The sequence below is a fragment of the Streptomyces sp. NPDC057616 genome, from assembly GCF_042800575.1.
GTDB lineage: Bacteria > Actinomycetota > Actinomycetes > Streptomycetales > Streptomycetaceae > Streptomyces.
In genome coordinates this window covers 163469-185050 of sequence record NZ_JBHVGU010000016.1, presented here as the reverse complement: position 1 = coordinate 185050, position 21582 = coordinate 163469, and the positions used below count along the sequence as shown (strand labels likewise).

Annotated in this window: 18 protein-coding genes; 5 read left to right on the top strand and 13 right to left on the bottom strand. The window is 71.6% G+C overall.

From position 1 onward, the window contains the following. Positions 1 to 142: 142 nt before the first annotated feature. Genes ACFU97_RS21795 through ACFU97_RS21785 form a run of 3 tightly spaced genes read right to left on the bottom strand, consistent with a single transcriptional unit; the run spans position 143 to position 1466 of the window. Positions 143 to 634 carry a hypothetical protein gene (locus tag ACFU97_RS21795; protein WP_384258901.1) on the bottom strand — a complete coding sequence of 164 codons (492 nt, stop codon included), beginning with the start codon at positions 632 to 634 and terminating at the stop codon, positions 143 to 145. 53 nt (positions 635 to 687) lie between these two features. Then, a complete protein-coding gene (locus ACFU97_RS21790) occupies positions 688 to 1098 on the bottom strand; it encodes a peptidase inhibitor family I36 protein (protein ID WP_384258898.1) in 411 nt (136 codons plus the stop codon). Beyond that, a complete protein-coding gene (locus ACFU97_RS21785; RefSeq protein ID WP_384258896.1) occupies positions 1092 to 1466 on the bottom strand; it encodes a peptidase inhibitor family I36 protein in 375 nt (124 codons plus the stop codon). Before ACFU97_RS21785 ends, ACFU97_RS21790 begins: the two co-directional genes overlap by 7 nt. Positions 1467 to 1782: 316 nt before the next feature. On the opposite strand from ACFU97_RS21785, the gene ACFU97_RS21780 reads away from it, so the two are divergent. Continuing rightward, entirely contained in the window at positions 1783 to 2742 is a 960-nt protein-coding gene (locus ACFU97_RS21780; protein ID WP_384258894.1) for a winged helix-turn-helix domain-containing protein, read from the top strand. Here ACFU97_RS21780 and ACFU97_RS21775 read toward each other — a convergent pair. Further along, the gene (locus tag ACFU97_RS21775; RefSeq protein WP_384258891.1) at positions 2690 to 3331 is read right to left on the bottom strand and encodes a YoaK family protein; all 642 of its coding nucleotides are present in this window, start codon (positions 3329 to 3331) and stop codon (positions 2690 to 2692) included. The two genes, ACFU97_RS21780 and ACFU97_RS21775, sit on opposite strands and share 53 nt — an antisense overlap. Positions 3332 to 3470: 139 nt before the next feature. Then, complete coding sequence (locus ACFU97_RS21770) at positions 3471 to 5174, bottom strand: NAD-dependent malic enzyme (RefSeq protein ID WP_384258889.1); 1704 nt, start codon at positions 5172 to 5174, stop codon at positions 3471 to 3473. A 128-nt stretch (positions 5175 to 5302) separates the two neighbouring features. Between ACFU97_RS21770 and ACFU97_RS21765 the strand changes: the two genes are divergently transcribed. Further along, entirely contained in the window at positions 5303 to 6220 is a 918-nt protein-coding gene (locus ACFU97_RS21765) for a LysR family transcriptional regulator (RefSeq protein WP_384258886.1), read from the top strand. An 8-nt stretch (positions 6221 to 6228) separates the two neighbouring features. On the opposite strand, the gene ACFU97_RS21760 is transcribed toward ACFU97_RS21765, so the two are convergent. From ACFU97_RS21760 to mdlC, 4 genes are all read right to left on the bottom strand, one after another. Beyond that, on the bottom strand, positions 6229 to 7074 hold the full coding sequence (locus tag ACFU97_RS21760) for a class I SAM-dependent methyltransferase (RefSeq protein WP_384258884.1): 846 nt from the start codon (positions 7072 to 7074) through the stop codon (positions 6229 to 6231). 74 nt (positions 7075 to 7148) lie between these two features. Then, positions 7149 to 8414, bottom strand: a complete 1266-nt coding sequence (locus ACFU97_RS21755; RefSeq protein WP_384258881.1) for an MFS transporter — start codon at positions 8412 to 8414, stop codon at positions 7149 to 7151. 66 nt (positions 8415 to 8480) lie between these two features. After that, positions 8481 to 9935 (bottom strand): benzaldehyde dehydrogenase, encoded by a 1455-nt coding sequence (locus ACFU97_RS21750; protein WP_384258879.1) that lies wholly within the window; start codon positions 9933 to 9935, stop codon positions 8481 to 8483. Positions 9936 to 10017: 82 nt separating this feature from the next. Continuing rightward, positions 10018 to 11598, bottom strand: coding sequence for a benzoylformate decarboxylase (mdlC, locus tag ACFU97_RS21745; RefSeq protein ID WP_384258877.1), 1581 nt, complete (start codon positions 11596 to 11598; stop codon positions 10018 to 10020). Between the two features lie 93 nt (positions 11599 to 11691). Here mdlC and ACFU97_RS21740 point away from each other — a divergent pair, with 93 nt between their 5' ends. Beyond that, positions 11692 to 12627, top strand: a complete 936-nt coding sequence (locus ACFU97_RS21740) for a LysR substrate-binding domain-containing protein (protein ID WP_384258875.1) — start codon at positions 11692 to 11694, stop codon at positions 12625 to 12627. Positions 12628 to 12830: 203 nt separating this feature from the next. After that, positions 12831 to 13805: an ABC transporter substrate-binding protein gene (locus ACFU97_RS21735; RefSeq protein WP_384258872.1), complete on the top strand. Its 975-nt coding sequence runs from the start codon at positions 12831 to 12833 to the stop codon at positions 13803 to 13805. Positions 13806 to 13852: 47 nt separating this feature from the next. On the opposite strand, the gene ACFU97_RS21730 is transcribed toward ACFU97_RS21735, so the two are convergent. The 4 genes from ACFU97_RS21730 to ACFU97_RS21715 all read right to left on the bottom strand — a co-directional run bounded on the left by ACFU97_RS21730 (position 13853) and on the right by ACFU97_RS21715 (position 19713). Beyond that, positions 13853 to 14650 (bottom strand): formylglycine-generating enzyme family protein, encoded by a 798-nt coding sequence (locus ACFU97_RS21730; protein WP_384258870.1) that lies wholly within the window; start codon positions 14648 to 14650, stop codon positions 13853 to 13855. Positions 14651 to 14733: 83 nt separating this feature from the next. Then, on the bottom strand, positions 14734 to 17094 hold the full coding sequence (locus ACFU97_RS21725) for an arylsulfatase (protein ID WP_384258868.1): 2361 nt from the start codon (positions 17092 to 17094) through the stop codon (positions 14734 to 14736). A gap of 228 nt (positions 17095 to 17322) precedes the next feature. Continuing rightward, complete coding sequence (locus ACFU97_RS21720; protein WP_384258865.1) at positions 17323 to 18237, bottom strand: LysR family transcriptional regulator; 915 nt, start codon at positions 18235 to 18237, stop codon at positions 17323 to 17325. Positions 18238 to 18312: 75 nt separating this feature from the next. Then, a complete protein-coding gene (locus ACFU97_RS21715) occupies positions 18313 to 19713 on the bottom strand; it encodes an MFS transporter (protein WP_384258863.1) in 1401 nt (466 codons plus the stop codon). A 376-nt stretch (positions 19714 to 20089) separates the two neighbouring features. Between ACFU97_RS21715 and ACFU97_RS21710 the strand changes: the two genes are divergently transcribed. Next, positions 20090 to 21577: an aldehyde dehydrogenase family protein gene (locus ACFU97_RS21710; RefSeq protein ID WP_384258860.1), complete on the top strand. Its 1488-nt coding sequence runs from the start codon at positions 20090 to 20092 to the stop codon at positions 21575 to 21577. Positions 21578 to 21582: the final 5 nt, after the last annotated feature.

The window sequence follows — 21582 nt, the reverse complement described above, 5'->3', positions numbered from 1 at the left end:
GGCCAGGCCCTCGGCAGCCCCCAGCCTACGCAGCGGCCGGTGTTCCGGCATGCGGGGGATGTGTCGGAGGCCGGTACCGCAGGACGGTGCCCGCCCGGTGACGTTCCCGGGCGGGCACCGTGACGTGCTCAGGAGGGGCGCGTCAGCAGTTGCGGACGGACCAGACCGGGTTCCAGTCCTGCGTCCCCACCTGCGGCGGGGAGAAGGCCCGCAGAACCTGGCCCTGGGCGCCGTAGAAGTACGAAGTGACGGAGCCGGTCTGCTTGTTGAGGTAGTAGCCCGAGTTGAGCCAGTTGGACAGGGAGTAGCGGTTGCAGCTGTAGAGGAAGAAGACCTTCCACTTCGAGACGGTGGGGTCCCACACCTCGAGGCAGAGGTTCCCTGCCTTGCAGTCGAACTGCTCGTTCTCCGCCCGGTGGATCCAGTTGGTGGCGGGGGAGATCGTGGGGGAGACCGCGGCGGCCCGGGCCGCCAGGGCGGCGGCGTCGTGCGGTGCCGGCGGCGCGACCTGGACGGTGCCGCCCGCGCGGGAGTCGGGGCCGGTCGCCGCGTGGGCCGGTCCGGTGGCGAAGGCGGCCAGCAGTGCCCAGGCCACCACGGCGATGATGCCGAACAAGGAGCGCTTCGCGCGCATGGATGAGACCTCTCCGTCAGGACGGCGCGGGCCGTGGGGGGTTCGCCGGCGGCTCAGCACTCGCCCCGCCAGACGACACGGGTGATGGTCAGGCCCGCCTCGGCGTTGGCCTTGTAGCGGCCGGGACCGGGGTTGTAGTGGAAGCAGTCGGTCGACGGCTGTCCGCCCACGTACGAGGTGACGTCGACGTGGTCGGCCCCCGGATAGCGGACCCCGTTGTTGAAGATCGAGCCGACGCCGAGGCTGCCGGACCAGTTGCCCGCCACCTTCAGCAGCAGCCGTCCCGTCTGGTCGGGCCCGCTGTAGGCGCAGAAGTATCCCTTCCCGCAGCCGGGCGGGTTGGCCTCCGCGGCCGCCGTCGGGGCGGTGGCGAGGACGCCGGTGAAGGCCACCGCCACGGCGCCCGCGCCGAGCGCGCCGAGTCGCCTGCCGGTCAGCACCGTGCGCAGCCGGGCCGTCAGCATTCGCCGCGCCAGACGACCTTGACGATACGGGTGCCCGGGGCGGCGTTCCCCTTGTAGGTGCCGGGGCCCGGGTTGTAGTGCAGGCAGACGGTCTCGGTCCCGCCCTCGACGGCGTACGTCATGTTGACGTGGTCCGCGCCCGGGAACCGGACGCCGTTGTTGAAGGCGGAGCGGAAGGGGACGTCCCCGGACCAGTTCCCCTTCGTCTTCACGACGAGTTGGCCGGTCTGGTTCTCCCCGCTGTAGGCGCAGAAGTATTCCTTCGGGCAGCCGGGCGGATCGGCCTCGGCCGAGGCGCCCGGTGCGGTCGCCAGCACGGCGGCGAAGGCGGCGGCGGCCATGGCCCCGACAGCAGCACGTTTGCGCATGACGAAGTTCCCCCTGTTGGTCGGTCCTGGTCGGTCGGTCCTGCGAAGATCTTGGTCGCGTGCGTCTTCAGGCTGCCTGCCGGCGGCGCGCCGTGCCAGGTCATTCGATCCTCGTCGAATACGCCTGATGACATGGCCGAACGGGCGTGCGCGCAGGCCGGATCGGCGGGTGCGGTTGGCGCGAAACCGGATATCGGCGTATTCGCTTTCACGGGACCATGAGGACAATCGCGTGCCATCGCCTGCCCCCACGTCAGCTCATCACGTGACCGACTGCGAGAGTTCCGTGCTCCGAGTGCATTTCACACGCGAAGACTTGCTCAGGACGCGCGTCGCCGCCGCCCCCGATCCTTTGTGGGAGACCGTCCTCAGTCTGAATCTCCTCGGGACGCGCCAGGGACGGGCCGTCTTCGACACCTGGCGTGCCCAGGCCCGTTCCCGGCTACGCCGTTTACCCGTACGGCAGTTGCACCTCGTCAGGGCGCTGGCCCCGCCGCGCGGCAGTTTCCCCGACTTCCTCAACCCGGCCGAGGCGTCCCGTGGATTGCCGGAAGGGATCGAGGCGATTCTCTCCACCTCGCGCAGACGGCTGCGCGAGGAAATGACCGTACTCGCCGCGGCGCCTTCCTGGCTGCGCCCACTGGCGGACGGAGAACCCTCCGCATTGGAGACCCTCGGGGAGGCACTGCACCGCTATTTCGACGCGGCCCTGAACCCGTACTGGAACGCGGTGCGCGCACAGATCGAGGCGGATCGCGCCGTCCGCGCGCGGGAGTTGCTGCGCGGCGGAGTGGAGGCGCTGCTTTCGACCCTGGGCCCGTCCCTGCGCTGGCGCCCGCCCGTGCTCGAAACGGCCTATCCCCTCGACCGCGACCTTCAACTGCGCGGCAGGGGGCTGCTGTTGGTGCCCTCCGTGTTCTGCTGGCAGGCGCCCATCACCCTGACGGACCCGGAACTGCCGCCCGTGCTGGTCTACCCCGTCGCGCGGACCCACCACTGGTGGTCGCCCCAGCGGCCCACCGGCACGGCCCGTACGACGCTGGACCGGCTCCTCGGCAACGGGCGGGCGGCCGTCCTCCGCGCCCTGGAGGACGGGTGCACGACCGGCGAGGCGGCCCGCCGGGCGGGCGTGACCGCCGCGACGGCCAGCGAACACGTCAGGATTCTGCGGGAGGCCGAGCTGGCGGCCTCGGTCCGCGACCGGAACAGCGTGCTGCACGTGGTCACTCCGCTGGGCCTCGGCCTGCTGAGGGCCAATCGGGCACGAGCAGAGTGAACGCGACGGCGACGGCCAGGGCGGCGACCATGGTGAGCGCCCACCGGGGACCGGCCAGGTGGACGAGGGCGGCACCCAGTGCGGCACCGGCGACCAGGGTCAGAACGCTCAGTGCCTGCCGCCTGGTCGACGAGGCGGTGCGTTCCTCCGCACGGCCCGCGACCAGCCCGGTCAGCGTGCTGGTCATGACGGTGGTGGTGAGGCCCGCGACGCCGAGCCGCCGCACCGCGGCGTTCTGCGCCCCCAGCGCCACGGCGCACAGGGCGATCGGCAGCAGCGCGGGCTCGTGACCGCCGTCGTACGACCACGTCAGCACGGCCACGACGAACAGCGCGGACTCCAGCAGAGCGCACATCCCCACCAGCGCACGGTGGTTCACGTGGCGCGGAGCCACCGCCCGTACCAGGAGCGCTCCCGCGACGAAGCCGCCGAGTGCCGTGAGCGGCCCGGCGGGTGAGGCCCCCGGAGCGCCGGCGAAGGTCAGGCCGACCAGGACGAGGTTGCCGGTCATGTTCGCCACGAACACCTGGCCCAGACCGAGCAGGCTGACCGCGTCGACGACACCGCTGAGCAGCGTCAGCAGCAGCAACGCCCGGACGACGAGACGGTGTTGGCCGTCCGTGGCAACTGCCTTGCGCGCAGGGGCTGTTGCCGCGCCTGCCCCGGCCGCCCGAGGTTCGGCGCAGTCTATCGATCCGCCGGTCATGGTGTCCGGGGACTCCACCGCGTCAGACCCCGACGACAGGCCGGTACACCGGCTCCCACATGGCCCGGTGGACGCGCTCCTCGATCGTGTCGTCCACGCTCTCCCGGGCCACGCCGTCCTCGGCCGCGGCGCGGGCGACCGCGACGGCCACCGCGGCGGACGTGCGGCGCAGTTCCGTGGTGAGCGGCAGGAGAGGGGCGCCGGGCTGCGTGGAGTCGACCTGGTCGGCGACCGCGTGGGCCGCGGCGGACAGCATGGCGTCGGTGACCCGCGTGGCGCGGGAGACGACGGCGCCCAGGCCGAGTCCGGGGAAGATCAGCGCGTTGTTGGCCTGGCCGATCTCGTAGGTGACCCCGCCGCTGCTGACCGGCGCGAACGGGCTGCCGGTCGCGACCAGCGCACGGCCGTCGGACCAGTCCAGCAGCTCCGAGGGGACGGCCTCGGCCAGCCGCGTCGGGTTCGACATCGGCAGGATGATCGGGCGTTCGGTGTGCGCGGCCATCTCCCGTACGAGCGTCTCGGTGAACGCGCCGCCCTGCCCGGAGGTCCCGATCAGAACGGTGGGCCGGACCCGGCGGATCACCTGCTCCAGGGAGATGCCCTGCACCTTCTCGTCCCGCTGCCACCCGGCGACCTCCTCGGCGGCGCGGGCGTAGGGGAGTTGGAAGTCCCGCAGGCCCTCCTGGCCGCGGATGATCAGCCCGTACCGGTCCACGGCCCAGATCCGCGCGGTGGCCTCCTCGCGGGTCAGGCCCTCCGCGACCATGCCGTCCCGCAGTTGGTCGGCGATGCCCATGCCCGCCGTGCCCGCGCCGAAGACCACGACGCGGTGCTCGGTCAGCGGCAATCCGCTGGCGCGTACGCCGGACAGGACCGCGGCGAGGTTGACCGCTCCGGTGCCCTGGATGTCGTCGTTGAAGACGAAGTGCTCGCCGCGGTAACGGTCCAGGACGCGGCGCGCGTTGGCCGGCCCGAAGTCCTCGAAGTGCAGCAGCGCGTCGGGGAACAGGCGCTCCGCGGTGGTGACGTACCGGTCGATGAAGGCGTCGTACGTCGCCGGGTCCACGCGGGGGTGGCGGTTGCCCAAGTAGAGCGGGTCGTCGAGGAGTTGCTTGCGGTTGGTGCCGACGTCGAGGACGACGGCGAGGGTGCGGGCCGGGTCGATGCCCGCCGCCGCGGTGTAGACGGCGAGCTTGCCCACCGAGATGTCGATGCCGCCCACGCCCCAGTCGCCGATGCCCAGGATCGCCTCGCCGTCGGTGGCCACGATCAGGTCGACGTCACCGGCGGCCAGCCCGGAGGAGCGCAGGGCGCGTTCCATGTCCTCGGGCGCGTCGACCGAGAGGTAGATGCCGCGGGGGCGGCGGTACTCGTTGCTGTACCGCTCGATGGCCGTGCCGACCGTCGGTGTGTAGACGATCGGCAGCATCTCGGAGAGGTGATCGCGCAGCAGGCGGTAGAACAGCACCTCGTTGCGGTCGTGCAGGGCGGACAGGTTGACGTGCTTGGCCAGGTCGGTCGGCTGCTCCGTGTACTGGCCGTAGGCGCGCCGGGCCTGCTGGTCGAGGGTCAGGACGTGGGGTGGGATCAGGCCCTCCAGTCCCAGGTCGCGGCGTTCTCGTTCGGTGAAGGCGGTGCCCCGGTTCAGCCGGGGGTCGGCCAGGACGGCCCTGCCGCGCGCCGAGGTCTCGAACCTGCTCTGGTCCGCGTTCCAGTACGTGTTCATCGTCGCTCCGTGAGGTGTCCGGGCCGGGCCCGTCGGTCGCCCTGTCGCCTCTTCCAGGGTCGACGGGGGAGTTCCATGCGTCCAATGCCTTGATGCGTGTCGTTCCATGCCTCAGTAGCATCGTTCGCATGGAGGTGCAGGTACTGCGGTGTTTCGTCGCCGTGGCGGACGGTGCGACGGTCACGCAGGCCGCGGCGGACGCGCACATGACGCAGCCGGCCCTGTCGCGTGCGCTGCGGCGCCTGGAGCACGAGGCGGGCGCCGAGCTCTTCCAGCAGGTGGGCCGGGTGCTGCGGCTGACCCCGGCGGGCCGGGCCTTCAAGCAGCACGCGGACGCCGCGCTGGAGCAGCTGGACCGCGGCCTGCGGGCGGTCCACGAGACCGTGGCCCCGGAGTCTGGCCTGATCCCCCTCGCCTTCCTGCACTCGCTGGGCACCTGGCTGCTGCCGCCTCTGATCACCGGATTCCGTGAGCGCTTCCCGCTCTCCCGGTTCGAACTGCGCCAGGGCGGCGAGGCCGTACTCGTCGAGTCCCTGCTGGACGGCACGGCCGATCTGCTGCTCACCGCGGGGAACCCCGGGCACCCCCTGATCACCTGGCGGCGCCTGCTGGTGGAGCCGCTGTGGCTGGCGGTGCCGCCCGGGCACCGGCTGGCCCAGCGGCGGCGGGCCAGGCTGGCCGAGGTCGCCCAGGAGCCGTTCATCCTGCTGCGGCACGAACAGGGCCTGCGCTCCGTCACCGAGACGCTGTGCCGCACCGTCGGCTTCACGCCCCGGGCCGGTTTCGAGGGTGACGAGGTGGCCACCTTGCGCGGTCTGGTGAGCGCGGGGCTGGGCGTGGCCCTGGTGCCGCGGCCGCACGTCTCCGCGCCGGTCGGCGGGCCGTCGTATCTGCAGGTCACCGACGTGGAGGCGGCCCGGGACATAGGCATCGCCCGGCTGACCTCTCGCACGCTGCCGGCGAACTCGGCCCGGTTCCTGGAGCATGTGCGGGAGCGGGCCACGACCGTGGCCGACCTGGAGCACGGGGCGGGGGAGGAGGCCTGACGCGGGTCTCAGTCCGGGCGTGGAGCGGTCCGGAAGAGCGTGAGGTTGAACAGCCCGCGCAGCAGCCGGTCGGCCAGGGGCAGGAAGAGCCGGAAGCTGCGGGGCAGTTGAGCCCGTACGGCGCGAGGCGGCCGGGTGACGGAGGCCGCCTCGATGACCCGCAGCCCGAGCCTCTCCAGGGAGCGCGGATCCTCGCATGACCAGGCCCAGCGGGCCTCCATCTGCTTCTGGACCGCCTGCTGATGCTGCTTCTCCAGCAGCCGCCGGGGGTAGGTGTCGAAGGCCACGAGGGCGTCGGGGAACCGTCGTGCGATGCGCGTGAGCGCCGCCGCCACCTCGGCCTCCGGGAGGTAGACGAGCACGCCCTCGGCCACGAAGAAGTACGGCCCCGGGGACTCCTCGACCGTGCGCAGCCACCCCTCGTCCAGCGCGGACGCGGCGACCGTGCGGCGGCGTTCGGTGTCCGCGAAGAACTTCCGGCGCAGTGCGACGGTGTCCGGCAGGTCGAGGTCGATCCAGTGCACCGTGCCGTTGTCGACCCGCTCGAAGCGGGTGTTGAGCCCCGTGCCGATCTCGACGACCGTCCCCGCCGGGTGCTCGGCGAGGAACGCCCGCACCCAGGAGTCCATGATCGTGGTGCGCAGCACCGTGACCGCCGAACCGGGCCCGGGACCGTACTTCTCGGCCGGATAGTCGATCGCACGGATCATCTCGACGGCCTTCGGGTCCCGCAGCAGAGGCCGCTTCTTCACGGACTCCCGGGCCCGCGCGGCGAGCGGAATGAACAGCGTCTCCTGAACGGAGCCGAGTTCCACCGGATGCTTCCCGTCGTTCGTGTCGCTGGTACCAGGCATGGTCCCCATTCTCACCCGGCACGGCAAAGGGCGGCACGGACGCCTCCCGCGTCCGTGCCGCCCCTGTTCTCCGGTCAGACGGCGGGTTCGGCGGCCTCCGCGGACAGGGCGGCGGGCCGGGCCGGCAGCGTGAGCACGGCCAGGAAGCCGGCGACCGCCACGGCGGCGAAGAAGTAGAAGCCCCACGGGTGGCCGATGCCGGAGGCGACCAGGGCGCCGGTGATGGTCGGGCCGACGATGGAGCCGATCCGGCCGATGCCGGAGGCGGAGCCGAGGGCCGTGCCGCGGACGGCGGCCGGGTAGTAGTTCGTGACGTAGGCGTACACGAGCACCTGGGCCGAGAAGACGAACACGCCGGTCAGGAAGACGACGACGTCCAGCAGCAGGTCGCTGTGCATCTTGATGCTCAGGCAGGCCAGCATCGCCACCGAGACCGCGAACCAGCCGAGCGCGGTGAGCTTGATGCCGCGCCGGTCGGCGACGAAGCCGCCGAGGATCAGGCCGACCACACCGCCGACGTTGAGGATGAGCAGCTGGGTGACGGCCGTGGGGACGGGGTAGCCGGCCTCGTTCATCAGCTTGGGCAGCCACGTGTTGAGGCCGTAGACCAGCAGCAGACCCATGAACGAGGCGACCCAGATGCCGATGCCGGCACGGAGGTAGGCCGGCTTGAGCAGCTCGGAGAACGGCACGCGCTGGGACGCGGGCGCCTCCTTGGTGCGCACGAACGCCTCCGACTCCGGCAGCCGGAACCACTGGACGACCGCGACGACGAGACCGGCGGCGCCGAGGACGTAGAAGAGGACCTTCCAGTTGTCGGTGACCTGCAGGGCCAGGAGCGAGGTGATGACCGCGCCGGTGTGGTAGCCGGTCATGGTCAGCGTGCTGGCGCGCGCCCGCCGGGCGGCGGGCATGTGCTCGGCCATCATCGTCAGCGACGCCGGCATGCAAGCGCCCAGGCCGATGCCGGCGACCAGCCGCAGCGCGGCGAACATCCCGACCGACGTGGCGAGTGGCACCAGCAGGGTGAAGACGGAGAACTGCACCACCGAGCCGATGAGCAGCAGCCGCCGCCCAAACCGGTCGGCGAGCGGGCCGACCAGGACGGCGCCGATGGCGACGCCGACGAGCGACAGCGTGGCGACGGTGGTGGCGTCCGCGGCGGTCATGCCCAGGTGGTGGGTCTTCAGCAGCGTCGGGATGATGGCGCCGAGGACGACGAGGTCGTAGCCCTCCAGCATGACGGTGATCCAGCACAGGACCACCGTCCAGACGTTGCGTTCGGCCGGGCCGGTTCTCGTGGCGGTTCTGGTGGTGCGGGTGGAGGCGACAGGTGCCATGGTGAGGTTCCCTCTGGAGCGGCTACGGGGGATGGGGTGGGGACGGGGGAGCTTTCCGGGGCCCGGCTAGAACGGGTAGTCGGCGATGTCCGGGCGGACGGTCACCCACTGCGTCTCGGTGAAGGCCTCGACGTTGGCGGCGGCCCCGCCGAACCGGGACCCGGTGCCGGACGCCTTGACCCCGCCGAAGGGGGCGTTGGGCTCGTCGGCGACGGTCTGCTCGTTGATGTGGACCTTGCCGGAGTCGATCCGGTCGGCGAGCCTCATGGCCGTGCCGACGTCACCGAGGATTCCGACGGACAGGCCGTACTCGCAGTCGTCGACGATCCGCGCGGCGTCCTCGAGCGTCGTGAAACCGATGACGGGGGCCACGGGACCGAAGATCTCCTCGCGCCACGCCGGCATGTCGGTGGTGACGCCGGTCAGCACGGTGGCCTGGTAGCAGGCGCCCGCGATCTCGCCGCCCGCGGCCACCGTCGCGCCCGCCGCGACACTCGCGGTCACGATGCCGTGCACCCGCTCCAGCTGCCGCCGGTCGATGATCGGGCCGAGCGCCACGTCCTCCCGCGCGGGGTCGCCGACGGGCAGCGCCCGGGCCTTCGCGGCGAGCGCGGCGCCGTACTCCTCCAGCAGCGACTCGTGCACGATGTGGCGGCCGGTCGTCATGCAGATCTGGCCCTGGTGCAGGTACGAGCCGAACGCACCGGCCGAGGCGGCCTTCTGCACGTCGGCCCCCGGCAGGACCACCAGCGCGTTGTTGCCGCCGAGTTCGAGGTGGGCCCGCTTCAGCAGACGGCCGGCCTGCTCGCCGATCGCCCGCCCGACCGGCGTCGAGCCGGTGAACGAGATGACCCGCACCTCAGGGGCCTCGACGACGGCCTGGCCCACCGAGCCGTCGCCGGGGAGCAGATGCAGCAGACCGGAGGGCAGTCCGGCCTCCTCGAAGATGCGGGCGATGACCACTCCGCCGCCGACCGCGGTGCGCGGGTCCGGCTTGAGGAGGACCGCGTTGCCCAGGGCCAGCGCGGGCGCCACCGAGCGCAGGCCGAGGATGAGCGGGAAGTTGAACGGCGCGATCACGCTGACCACTCCGGCCGGGCGGCGCCGCGCGAACGACCAGCGCGCCTCCTCGGACGTCAGCACCTCGCCCTGCGGGTGCGTCGGCAGCCCGGCGCACTCGAAGCACTCGCCGATCGCGAGCCGGACCTCGAATGCCGCCTTCGAGCGCACCGAACCGCCCTCGCGGACCAGCCAGTCCTCGATCTCGGCCGCGTGCTCGGTGAAGAGCTCGCCCGCACGGCGCAGCACGGCGGCGCGCTGCTGCGGCGGGGTGGCGGCCCAGTGCCGCTGGGCCTCGGCGGCGCGGGCCGCGGCGCGGTTCACGTCCTCGGCCGTGGCCAGGCCCATGGTGCCGAGGTGCGAGCCCGTCGCCGGCTCGGTGACCGGGTGCTCGCGGGTGGCGTCCTTCCAGCCGTCGCTGAACAACTTCTTGCTCCAGACGGCGCTGTCCAGGAGTGTCATCGAATTCCCTTCCGTCACCCAGGGGGTGGTGAGTCCTCCGAGGAGGGGTGGTGCGGTGCGGTCGTACGGTTGCGGGGCGGCGTCAGGACGGCGTGGTGAGCGCCGTGTCGACCTGGACCAGCCGGGGCCCGTCCGGGCGTTCGGCGAGAACGGCCCTCAACTCCTCCGCTCCGCCCACGTGTTGGGCGGAAACCCCGTAGCCCTCGGCGATACGGGTGAAGTCCAGGCCCGGGATGTCCATGCCGGGCGCGTCCGGCACACCGAGGAGGTCCCCGAACCAGCGCAGCGCCCCGTACGTGCCGTTGCGCAGCAGCACCACGGTCAGGGGCAGGCGGTGCTGCGCTGCCGTCCACAGCGCGGTGATGCCGTAGTTGGCCGAGCCGTCCCCGATCACGCCGACGACCGGCCGGCCGGGCTGCGCCATGGCGACGCCGACCGCGCCGGGCAGGCCGAAGCCGAGGCCGCCGGCGGCCGGGAAGTAGTAGGAGCCGGGCCGGCGCAGGTCCATCTGGCGCCACCAGGAGGAGTTCGTGGAGGTCGACTCGACCACGTACGCGGTGTCGCCGGGCTGCTCGTCCCGCAGCGCCGCGAAGACCTCCTCCGGGTGCAGGCGCGGGCCCTCGGCCGTGCGCGGCGCGGGCACGGGCAGGTAGTCGCCGGCCGGCTGCCCGGGCTCGTCGAGCACCTTCAGGAGCAGTTCGATCACCGCGGCGGGGTCGGCGACCAGCGCCTCGCCCATCGGTGCACGGGCGGCGGCGGAGGCGTCCTCGGTCACCTGGATCAGGCGGGTGCCCTCGGGCAGATACCGCCCGGGCAGGTACTCGTGGTAGCGGAAGACCGGCGCTCCGAGCACCAGTACGAGGTCGTGGCCCTCGAAGGCGCGGGAGACGGGTTCGATCCCGGCGGGCAGGATGCCCCGGAACTGCGGATGGCGGTTGGGGAAGGGCAGCCGGAACTGCGACGGCGCCGCCCACACCGGGCCGCCCAGCCGCTCGGCCAGCCGCACCGCGTCGTCGAACAGACCGGCCGTGTCGATGTCACCGCCGAGCACGAGCGCGGGCTTCCGCGCCCCCGCGACCGCCTCGGCCAGCAGGCGGGCCTGCTCCCCGCCGGGCACGGCGGCGCGCGCCACCTGCCGGTCCAGCACGGCCGGCGCGTTCTCGCCCGCGTCCACCGCCCAGTCGTCGTAGGGGACGGAGAGGTAGGTGGGGCGGCTGTGGAGCTTGGCCTCGAAGACGGCCTGCGCGAGCGCGCGGGGCACGTCCTGGGCGCAGGCCGGCTCGGCGGCCCAGCCGACGAGCGGCTTCATCAGGGAGGGGGCGTCGACGTTGGAGAGGTTGGCCTCCGGTCCGATGGCCGGCCGCACCTGCTGCCCGGCCACGATCACCAGGGGCGTGCGCGCGGCCACGGCGTTGGTGAGCGCTCCCATCGCGTTGCCGGATCCGGAGGCGGCGTGCAGGTTGACGAGCACCGGACGGCCCGTGGCCTGGGCGTATCCGTCGGCCATGCCCACCACGGCGCCCTCGTGCAGGCCCAGGACGTAGCGGAACCCGTCCGGCAGGTCGGCGAGGAAGGGCAGCTCGTTGGAGCCGGGGTTGCCGAAGACGGTGGTCAGCCCCTGCCGGTCGAGGAACTCATGGCAGATACGACGCACGGAAGTCACAGGTGGTCCTCTCAAGTGGTGCGGGACACGCTAGGCACCGCGCGACATGCCGACCAATAGATGTTGGCGCGCTGCGATATAGACTCCGTCGATGTGAGCAGCTTCGATCTCAACCTCGCCCGTGTCTTCGTGCTGCTCTACGAGACCGGCAGTGTCACGGCCACCGCCGAGACCCTGCACGTCACCCAGCCCACGGTGAGCTACAGCCTGGGCAAGCTGCGCCGCCACTTCGACGACGAGCTCTTCCGCCGCACGGGGCGCGGTCTGACCCCGACCGCCGGCGCCCAGCGCCTCTACGAGCCGCTGCAGCGGGCCCTCGCCGACATCGACGCGGCGACCCGGCAGGGCGACCGCTTCGACCCGGAGACCATGTCCGGCCGCTTCACCGTGGCCCTTTCCGACCTGGGCGAGGCGACCCTGCTGCCCCGCCTGGTGGCCGCGGCCCGCGCGGACGCGCCGCGGGTCTCCTTCACGGTCCGCCCGCTGGACGTGGACGCCGCCGAGAGCCAGCTGCGCCGGGGCGAGCTCGACGCCTTCGTCGCGACCCCGGTCCTGACCTCGCACCGCACCGTCCGCATCCCGCTCTTCCACGAGCGCTACGTCGGCATGGTCGCCGCCGACCACCCCCGCATCCGCGGCGCGTCCGTCGCCCTGCCGGACCTCGCGGCCGAGCACCACGTGACGGTGTACGGGCCCAGCGGCCATGTCGTGCCCCGGTCCCTGCTCGCCACGTACGGCCTGCTGGACCGGGTGGCCGTGGAGGCGACGCGCTTCTCGATGCTCCCCTACGTGCTGGAGCGGACCGACCTCGTCGCGATCGTCCCCGAGTACGTGGGCGAGGTGTTCACCGCTTCCCACCGGCTGCGCCTGGTGCAGCTCCCCTTCGAGACCGAGCCGATCGAAGTCGCGCTCTACGCCCGGCACGAGGCGTCCCGCAGCCCTTCGCAGCGCTGGCTGGTCCATTTCATGGCCGAGGTACTGGGCGAACTCGTCAGCCCGGCACAGCTACCGCCGAGCAGCCGCCCGTAATTCGCGCGGATCGCACGCATAGAAAGCTTCTATTGCGTTCATTCAAAAACGGTTCGGGTGGAGCCAAGTGGTCTTGTTGACCGCTGTCTGCACGGCTGACATTTTTACTGCACCGCGTACAGAGGTGCTCCCAGAATAACGTGTGACATTTTCCTGCCGGGCACCGCTTCGGAGAAATTCCCCCCCGTACAAGGAGCAGGAACATGGCACTGCGAGCTAGGCATTGGCGTTCCGGCGTGGCGGGGACGGCCGTACTCGGTCTCGCCCTGACCGCCTGCGGCGGGGCGAAGGTCGGCGACGACTCCGCCGCCGCGGGCGGGAGTTCGGGCAGGTGCCGCACGTTCAGCCTCGCGGTCAACCCGTGGGTGGGCTACGCGGCCGACGCGGCGGTCGTCGGGTACGTCGCCGAGCACGAGATCGGCTGCAAGGTCGTGAAGAAGGACCTGAAGGCCGAGATCGGGTGGCAGGGGTTCGAGACGGGCGAGGTCGACGCCATTCTCGAGAACTGGGGTCACGACGACCTGAAGAAGAAGTACATCGACCAGCAGAAATCCGCCGTCGACCTCGGTGCCACCGGCAACAAGGGCATCATCGGCTGGTACATCCCGCCGTGGATCGCGAAGAAGTACCCGGACATCGTGAACTGGAAGAATCTCAACAAGTACGCGTCGCACTTCAAGACCTCCGAGTCGGGCAGCCAGGGCCAGCTGCTCGACGGCGACCCGTCGTACCAGACCAACGACGCCGCGCTGGCGAAGAACCTGAAGCTCAACTTCAAGGTGGTGTACGCGGGCAGCGAGACCGCCCTGATCCAGGGCTTCCGGGACGCCGAGAAGAACAAGAAGTGGATGATCGGCTACTTCTACGAGCCGCAGTGGTTCTTCTCGGAGGTGCCGCTGGTCCACGTCAACCTGCCCCGCCACACGGCGGGTTGCGACGTCGATCCGGCGAAGGTCGCCTGCGACTACCCGGTGTTCGACCTCGACAAGATCGTCAGCACCCGCTTCGCCAAGTCGGGCAGCCCGGCCTACGACCTGGTCAGGAAGTTCAGGTGGACCAACACCGACCAGAACACCGTCGCCAAGTACATCGCCGTGGACAAGATGTCACCGGAGGCGGCGGCGAAGAAGTGGGTCGAGGCGAACCCCGGCAAGGTGAGGGCCTGGCTGGGCTCGTGACGCCCGGCCGCCGAGGTGCCGGGGCCGGCTGCGCCCCGGCCACGGCGTCAGGCCGGGTCCAGGGCGCAGCGGAATCCGACGTTGCCGGTCGCCGAGTCAGGGAAGAGGCCCTGGCGTGCGGCGACCCGGTAGCGGCGGCAGTAGGAGGCGTGGCACAGATAGGAACCGCCCTTGGTGACCCGCTCGTCGGCGCCCGGCGAGAACCGGTCGGCACACCACTCCCAGACGTTGCCGGTCGTGTTGTAGAGGCCGAAGCCGTTCGGCTCGTAGGCGTCGACCGGGCAGGTGCCGTACCAGCCATCCGCCGTCGGATGCCGGTGGGGGAAGTCCCCGTGCCACACGTTCATCCGGGGGCGCCCGCCCGGCTCGAACTCGTCGCCCCAGGGGTACACCTTGGCGTGCAGGCCCCCTCGGGCGGCGCGCTCCCATTCCGCCTCGGTGGGCAGCCGCTTGCCGGTCCACGCGCAGTAGGCGCGGGCGTCCTCCCAGTCGACGTGGACGACCGGGTGGTCGGGCCGGTCCTCCCAGGTGGAGTGCGGGCCGTCGGGACGGCGCCAGTCGGCGCCCTCCACCTGCCGCCACCAGGGCGCGGCCGCCACACCCCGGGTCGGCGGGAAGTCGTCCGGGAGCCGCCCGGCGAAGACGAACGACCAGCCGATCCGCTCGGCGGAGGTCCGGTACCCGGTGTCGGCGGCGAAGCGCCCGAACTGCGCGGTGGTCACCGTACGGGCGTCGATCCAGAAGGAGTCGACGAACGCCGTGCGCACCGGGCCCTCCCCGTCGGCCGGATAGGACAGCGCGTCCTGACTGCCCATCAGGAAATCGCCGGCGGGGACGGCCACCATGCCCTCCGTCGTCGCCCGGTGGCGGGCGGACGGTACGGGCGCGCCTCGCTCCGCGCCCGTACCGCCGGACGGCGCACAGCAGTTCACTGCGCCCCCATGACGCGACGGTGCAGTCCGCCGTCGAACTCCTCGGAGTGCGCGGCACCCGCGGCCAGGTCGACGCGCACCGTGTGGATGGTCCCGTTGAACTCGTTGTCGAGGACGGGATAGTCCTCGGTCACCGGGGTGCTCAGGTCCACTCCGACGTCGAGCGTCTCGTCGAAGGAGAAGTAGTACGGGATGGTCCGCTCGACGCGTCCGGTCCCGTGCTTCTCGCCGTCGACCAGGAGCGTGGCGGTCCCGCCCTTGCCGAGCCCTCCGCCGTCGTAGTCGAACTCGAGCCGGATCTCGTGCCGTCCCGCCGCCAGGGGCCGGTCGCCGCGCACGGTGTACAGGTTCATGCCGAAGTAGTTGTAGGCGTACGCCGGCCTGCCGTCGCGGAAGTACAGGGTCCAGCCGCCGAACCGTCCGCCCTGCGCGATGATCACGCCCTCGGCCGGCGTCCCCGGAAGGTCGACATGGGCGGTGATGCCGTGGGAGCGGTTCTTGACGTTGGGCGTGGTCTCCTCGGTGAAGCGCCGCATCCCGCCGCGGTAGGTGACCGACGTGCGGTCGCCCAGCAGGTCGATGCGGCCCGCCATCGCCGGGTTCTCCCGCTCGGTGACCCGGTCGTCCAGCGGGAAGACCTGGTACTTCGCCGCCTCGATCAGGAACAGGTCCTGCAACGCCCTCAGTCTGTCCGGCAGTTCGGCGGCGAGGTCGCGGGCCTGGCTCCAGTCCCGGCTCAGGTCGTACAGTTCCCAGACGTCGTCGGCGAATCTCCGGTCCCTGTCCGGCACCATCTCCCAGGGGATGCCGTGCCGGGTGACGGCCATCCAGCCGTCGTGGTAGATACCGCGGTTGCCGCACATCTCGAAGTACTGGGTACGGCGGTGCTCGGGAGCCCCGGCGTCGGCGAGCGTGTGCCGCATGCTCGCGCCCTCGATGGGCTGCTGCGGCACCCCGTCCACGCTGAACGGCGCCGGGATTCCCGCGCAGTCCAGGATCGTCGGCAGGACGTCGATCACGTGCGAGAACTGGTGGCGCAGACCGCCGCGTTCGGCGACGCCGCGCGGCCAGTGCAGGATCATGCCGTCGCGGGTGCCGCCGAAGTGCGAGGCGACCTGCTTGGTCCACTGGTAGGGGGTGTTGAGCGCAAGTGCCCAGCCCGCGGGGGCGATCGGATAGCTGAGCGGGCCGCCGATCTCGTCGATGTGGTCGATCATCTCGTCCGGGTCGTCCACGATGCCGTGGCCCAGCCGGTGTTCGACGATCGTGCCCTCGATGCCGCCCTCGCCCGAGGCGCCGTTGTCGCCCAGGATGTAGAGGATGAGGGTGTTGTCCAGCTCGCCGAGTTCCTGCAGCGCGTCGAGGAACCGGTCCACCTGGACGTCGGCGTGCTCGGTGAATCCGGCGAACGTCTCCATGAACCGGGCCGACAACCGGCGCTGGTTGTCGGTGAGTTCGTCCCAGTGCGGGACGCCCTCCGCCCAGGGGGCGAGTTCCGTCTCCGGCGGTACGACGCCGAGTTCCTTCTGCCGCTCCAGGGTCAGCTCCCGCTGGCGGTCCCAGCCGTGGTCGAAGCGGCCGCGGTACTTCTCCTGCCAGGCGCGGTCCACGTGCAGCGGGGCGTGCGCGGCACCGAGTGCGAGGTAGGTGAAGAAGGGCCGGTCCGGCGTCAGCGTCCGCTGGGTGCGCACCCAGTCGATGGCGTGGTCCACGAGGTCCTCGGACAGGTGGTAGCCGTCCTCGGGCCGGCGGTCCGGCTCGACGGGCGTGGTGCCCTGGTACAGCAACGGGTACCAGTGGTTCATCTCGGCGCCCATGAACCCGTAGAAGGTGTCGAACCCCTCCCCGGTGGGCCAGCGGTCGAACGGGCCCACCGCGCTGATCTCCCGCGGCGGGGTCTGGTGCCACTTGCCGAAGGCGGCCGTGCTGTAGCCGTTGCCCTGGAGGATCTGGGCCATGGTGGCCGCGCTGCGCGGCCGGAAGCCGTTGTACCCGGGGGCCGCCGTGGTCATCTCCGTGGTGCCGCCCATGCCGACGGAGTGGTGGTTGCGTCCGGTCAGCAGGGCCTGCCGGGTGGGCGAGCACAGGGCCGTCACATGGAAGCGGGTGTAGCGCAGTCCCTCGCCGGCCAGCCGCTCCGCCGCCGGCATCTCGCACGGGCCGCCGAACGCGCTGGAGGTACCGAAGCCGAGGTCGTCGACGAGCACGATCACCACGTTCGGAGCGTTCTCGGGCGGTGGCACCGGGCCGATCGGCGTGAAGGGGACCGCCTGGTCGTGGACGTCCATCGCGGTGGCCGGCTGCCGGTGCGCATCGGGTCGCGGAAGGACATGCCGGCCGGCGTCGAATTCACTCATGTGCTCCTCCTCTGGGGTGCAAGAAACGTGGCATTTCGTGCCGTGCACGGTCAACGAGGAGGTCAGGGGCGGGCTGGACGCATTATGAATACGGCCGGTAGAAGACGTCTATGTCTCCGGGGAGAAGCGACTCATAAAGCGGGGAGGAGGGATTCCCTGCCGTCATGAGCGCAATAGAGATACGGAGATGAAGGCGAAGAACTTTTGATGGTGAGCGATAGAAGGCGTCTATCGCTTGCCCTGCGCCGGCACCGCTCCCGTCTGCTGCTCCGACATCTCGCGGGCCACGTCGATGAACGCCTGGGCGGCGGGTGAGAGGGGCCCGCCCCGCCACAGCAGCCAGACCGGCCGGATCAGCCTAGGCCGGGTGGGGAGCGCCACCGCTCCACGCCGGGCCGCGTCCTCGGCGAGCGAGCGCGGCAGGAGCGTCGCGCCCGCGCCGGCCAGCACCAGCGGAACGACGGCCGCCTGGTGCACGGTGTCCACCGCGATGCGCGGGCTCCTGCCCTGCCCGCCGAGCGCCTCGTCCATCAGCGCCCGGGTCGCGGTCCCGGGAGCGGTCGCCACCAGGTCCAGCTGGGCGACCTCACTGAGCGCCACCGGTCCCACCTGCGGGAAGCGCTCGGAGCGCGGCACCACCACGAGGACCTCCTGGCGGCACAGCTCCAGGGACTCGACGGCCTTGCCGCGCGATCTCACGTCGGTCAGCCCCAGCTCGCACTCGCCGGTGCGCACCACGTCCGCGACGGCGGCCGCGTCGGAGGGTTCCACGATCACGATGTCGATCGCGGGATTCCGGCTCCGGAAGTCCCCGGTCAGCCCGGCCAGCGGGTCCGCCGCCAGCGTCGTCGGCGCGACGATGTCGAGCCTGCCGCCCTCCAGCCCGGCGATGGTGCGCACCACCGACCGGGCCGTCTCCAGGTCCCGCATGATCTGCCGGGCCGGCTCCACGAACGCCTCGCCCGCCGACGTCAGCGCCACACCCCGGCCGAGCCGGTGGAAGAGTGCGGTGCCGAGCTCCCGTTCCAGCAGCCGGATCGCGTGCGACAGGGACGGCTGCGCCACGTGCAGGCTGTGGGCGGCGCTGGTGAAGCTGCGGTGCGCGGCTACGGCGAGGAAGTATTCGACCTGGCGGCGTTCCATAGAAAGGTTCTATCGCTATGCGCAGGTGTCCCGCCATCCCCGGCCGCGCACCGCAGTCGCAGCGCGGGGCGTCCGTCAGGGCGCCATGTCCTCCAGGCTCCGCCCGCTGGTCTCCTCCGCCCCGGCCGCGGCCGTCAGCGAGCCGGCCAGGGCCACCGCCGCCAGCGTCACGAAGACCGTGCCGATCGCGCCGCCCGCGTAGACCGCGCCCACCACGATCGGTCCGAGGATGATGCCGAGGCGGTTCATGGCCCCGCCCATGCTGGCGCCGAGCGCCCGGATCCGGGTCGGGAAGAGTTCCGGAGTGTAGAGGTAGAGGCAGATGTTGCAGCCGAAGAGGAAGACCGCGGACAGGGACGTCCAGACCAGGACGCCGACGGCGGTGCCCGTGGCCGACAGCCCGAGGACGAGCAGGCACAGGGCCGCGGCGCCGAAGCACCAGATGACGGTCGGGCGGCGGCCGACCCGGTCGACGGTGAGGGCGACGGCCAGACAGCCCAGCAGACCCGCGCAGCTCGTCACGGTCGAGTAGAGGAGCGCCGTCGACAGGTCGAGGTGGAAGTGCGACCCGTAGATCGTCGGCAGCCAGGACGTGATGCCGTAGTTGACGAAGTAGCCGGTGAACCAGAGCAGGCCGACGACGATCATGCGCTTGCGGTAGCGGCCGCCGAGCAGTTCGCGCAGACCGCCCCTGCCCTGCGGAGGCAGGACGGACGGTGCCGGCTCCGGGGCGGGCAGCGGGGCACCCGTGATCTTCTCGACCTTGGCCTCGATCGACGCCATCGTGGCGAGCGCCTGCTCGTGCCGGCCGTGGTCCGCGAGCCAGCGCGGTGACTCGGGGACGTAGCGCACGACGGCGAGGCACAGGACGGCGGGGAGGGCCGCGAGGCCGAACATCCAGCGCCAGCCGAGCAGCGGCACCAGCCAGTAGGCGACGAGCGCGCCCGCGGTGAGGCCCGCCGGGAAGACCAGTTCGAACAGGAGCACGAAGCGGCCGCGCTGGTGGGCCCGGGTGATCTCGGCGATGAAGGTGGCGGCGATGGGCACCTCGCCGCCGATGGCCATGCCCTGCACGAAGCGGATCGCCATGAACGGTTCGGGCGAGGTGCACAGCGTCAGCAGCAGATTGCACATGCTGGCCAGCGCGATGCAGCCCGCGATCACCTTGACGCGGCCGACCCGGTCGGCGAGCCGGCCCGACACCAGCGCGCCGACGAGCATGCCGACCGAGCCGACGGTCATCAGCGCGGTGGTGCGGCCGGTGTCCAGGTTCCACTCGGTGCGCAGCTGGGGGAGTGCGTACGCGATCAGGAGCTGGTCGAAGGCCTCGAAGAAGGTGGCGGTGCCGACGATGAGCCGGACCATCACCTGCCAGCGGCACAGGGGCAGGCGCTCGAAGCGGGCGCCGATGTCGGCCGCGAGCGCCGGTGCGTCGCCCGGTCGCTCCGCGGCGGCGCGATGTGCGTCGATCGTCATGGATGGCCTCCGGATCCGTACGGCGGTTGGGGACGGGACCGCACGGGAGGGTTCGGGCCGCGACGGTACGACGGTAGCCGGGTACCGGGCGGCTGTGAGGGCGGGGACGGGGGCGGCGGGCCGGGAGGGAGGGCCGTGCGGGCTGCGCCGTCGCCCCCATGTTTGTAGGCGCTGAACATCTCAGCGCTTAAAGTTCTACCTGTACTCCTCCGAGGTTAGGCAAGCCTTAGCCCTGACCTCGTGAAAATTTCCCAGGCGGTACCCCCTTGCGGCCGAAATAGTTAAGCACTTAGATTTCTAGTGCTTCGACACCGCGATCGGGCTGTGTGCCCGGTGCGTGCGGAGGTTCCCGTACCGCCCCCATCCGGAGGTCTTCATGCCGCGCATCCCCGCCGACGAGATCCTCATCGCGGGCCACTGGCGTCGCGGTCGCGGCCTGCCCATCCACACCGTGAACCCGGCCGACGGCACGGTCCTGACCACCGTCCACGCCGCCTCGGTCGAGGACGTGACGGAGGCCGCGCAGGCCGCGGCCGAGGCCGCCGCCGCTCCGGAGTGGCGCGACCTCGCGCCCCATCGGCGGGCCCGCGTCCTGTACAGGATCGGCGACGCCATCGAGGAGCACGCAGAGGAACTGTCCGCGCTCCAGACCGCCGACACCGGCAAGACGCTCGGTGAGACCCGCGCCCTCGCGCTGAGCGCCGCCGGGACCTTCCGGTACACGGCGGCGGCGCTGGAGACCGCGGAGGACGCGCTGACACCGTCCCGCGGCCCGTACGTGACGATGAGCGTGTACGAGCCGATCGGCGTCGTCGGCGCGATCAATCCGTGGAACTCGCCGATCGCCTCCGACGCGCAGAAGGCCGCACCCGCCCTGGCCGCCGGGAACGCCGTCCTGCTCAAGCCCGCGGAGTGGACACCGCTGGTCTCCCTCGCCTTCGGCCGCATCGTCCATCGGGTGCTCGCCGAGGCAGGACTGCCGACCGCGCTGCTGGCCGTGCTGCCGGGCAAGGGCGGCATCGTGGGCGACGCAATCGTCAGACACCCGCTCGTCGGCCGGATCGGCTTCACCGGCGGTACCGGCACCGGACGCGGCATCGCGCACGCGGCGGCCGAGAAACTCATCCCCGCCTCGCTCGAACTCGGCGGCAAGTCACCGACGATCGTCCGCGAGGACGCGGATGTCGAACAGGCCCTCGCGGGCGTGATGTTCGGGATCTTCTCCTCCAGCGGCCAGTCCTGCATCGCCGGATCGCGCCTGTTCGTGCATTCCTCCCTCTACGACTCCTTCGTCGGCGAACTCGTCGAGCGCGTGAGGAAGTTGAGGGTCGGAGCCGGTACTTCTCCCGACACGCAGGTGGCGCCGCTCGTGCACCACGAGCACCGCGACGCGGTCGCCGCCCACGTCGACCTCGCCCGTGAGGAGGGCGGCCGGGTGTTGTGCGGCGGCGCCGCGCCCGAGGGCGAGCGGTACGCGAAGGGGGCGTACTACCTGCCGACCGTCATCGACGGACTTCCGAACTCGGCACGCACCTGCCAGGAGGAGATCTTCGGCCCCGTGCTCGTCGCGCTCCGCTACGACGACGAGGACGAACTCGTCGCCCAGGCCAACGACTCCGACTTCGGGCTGGCCTGCGGCATCTGGACCCGGGACGCGCGCGCCGCCTGGCGGCTCGGGCGGCGGATCGAGGCCGGGACCGTCTGGATCAACACGTACAAGCAGTTCTCCATCTCCACCCCCTTCGCCGGGATGAAGGACTCCGGACTCGGCACCGAGAAGGGCCGCGACCTCATCCGCGCCTACCAGCGGCAGAAGTCCCTGTACTGGGGCACCGACACCGCACCGCTGCCCTGGGCCAACTGACCCAC

Bases quoted from the DNA above. Each gene is read 5' to 3' on its own strand.
- ACFU97_RS21795 (WP_384258901.1), bottom strand. From the start codon at position 634: ATGCGCGCGAAGCGCTCCTTGTTCGGCATCATCGCCGTGGTGGCCTGG.
- ACFU97_RS21790 (WP_384258898.1), bottom strand. From the start codon at position 1,098: ATGCTGACGGCCCGGCTGCGCACGGTGCTGACCGGCAGGCGACTCGGC.
- ACFU97_RS21785 (WP_384258896.1), bottom strand. From the start codon at position 1,466: ATGCGCAAACGTGCTGCTGTCGGGGCCATGGCCGCCGCCGCCTTCGCC.
- ACFU97_RS21770 (WP_384258889.1), bottom strand. From the start codon at position 5,174: ATGAACACGTACTGGAACGCGGACCAGAGCAGGTTCGAGACCTCGGCG.
- ACFU97_RS21765 (WP_384258886.1), top strand. From the start codon at position 5,303: ATGGAGGTGCAGGTACTGCGGTGTTTCGTCGCCGTGGCGGACGGTGCG.
- ACFU97_RS21760 (WP_384258884.1), bottom strand. From the start codon at position 7,074: ATGCCTGGTACCAGCGACACGAACGACGGGAAGCATCCGGTGGAACTC.
- ACFU97_RS21755 (WP_384258881.1), bottom strand. From the start codon at position 8,414: ATGGCACCTGTCGCCTCCACCCGCACCACCAGAACCGCCACGAGAACC.
- ACFU97_RS21750 (WP_384258879.1), bottom strand. From the start codon at position 9,935: ATGACACTCCTGGACAGCGCCGTCTGGAGCAAGAAGTTGTTCAGCGAC.
- ACFU97_RS21735 (WP_384258872.1), top strand. From the start codon at position 12,831: ATGGCACTGCGAGCTAGGCATTGGCGTTCCGGCGTGGCGGGGACGGCC.
- ACFU97_RS21730 (WP_384258870.1), bottom strand. From the start codon at position 14,650: ATGGTGGCCGTCCCCGCCGGCGATTTCCTGATGGGCAGTCAGGACGCG.
- ACFU97_RS21725 (WP_384258868.1), bottom strand. From the start codon at position 17,094: ATGAGTGAATTCGACGCCGGCCGGCATGTCCTTCCGCGACCCGATGCG.
- ACFU97_RS21720 (WP_384258865.1), bottom strand. From the start codon at position 18,237: ATGGAACGCCGCCAGGTCGAATACTTCCTCGCCGTAGCCGCGCACCGC.
- ACFU97_RS21715 (WP_384258863.1), bottom strand. From the start codon at position 19,713: ATGACGATCGACGCACATCGCGCCGCCGCGGAGCGACCGGGCGACGCA.
- ACFU97_RS21710 (WP_384258860.1), top strand. From the start codon at position 20,090: ATGCCGCGCATCCCCGCCGACGAGATCCTCATCGCGGGCCACTGGCGT.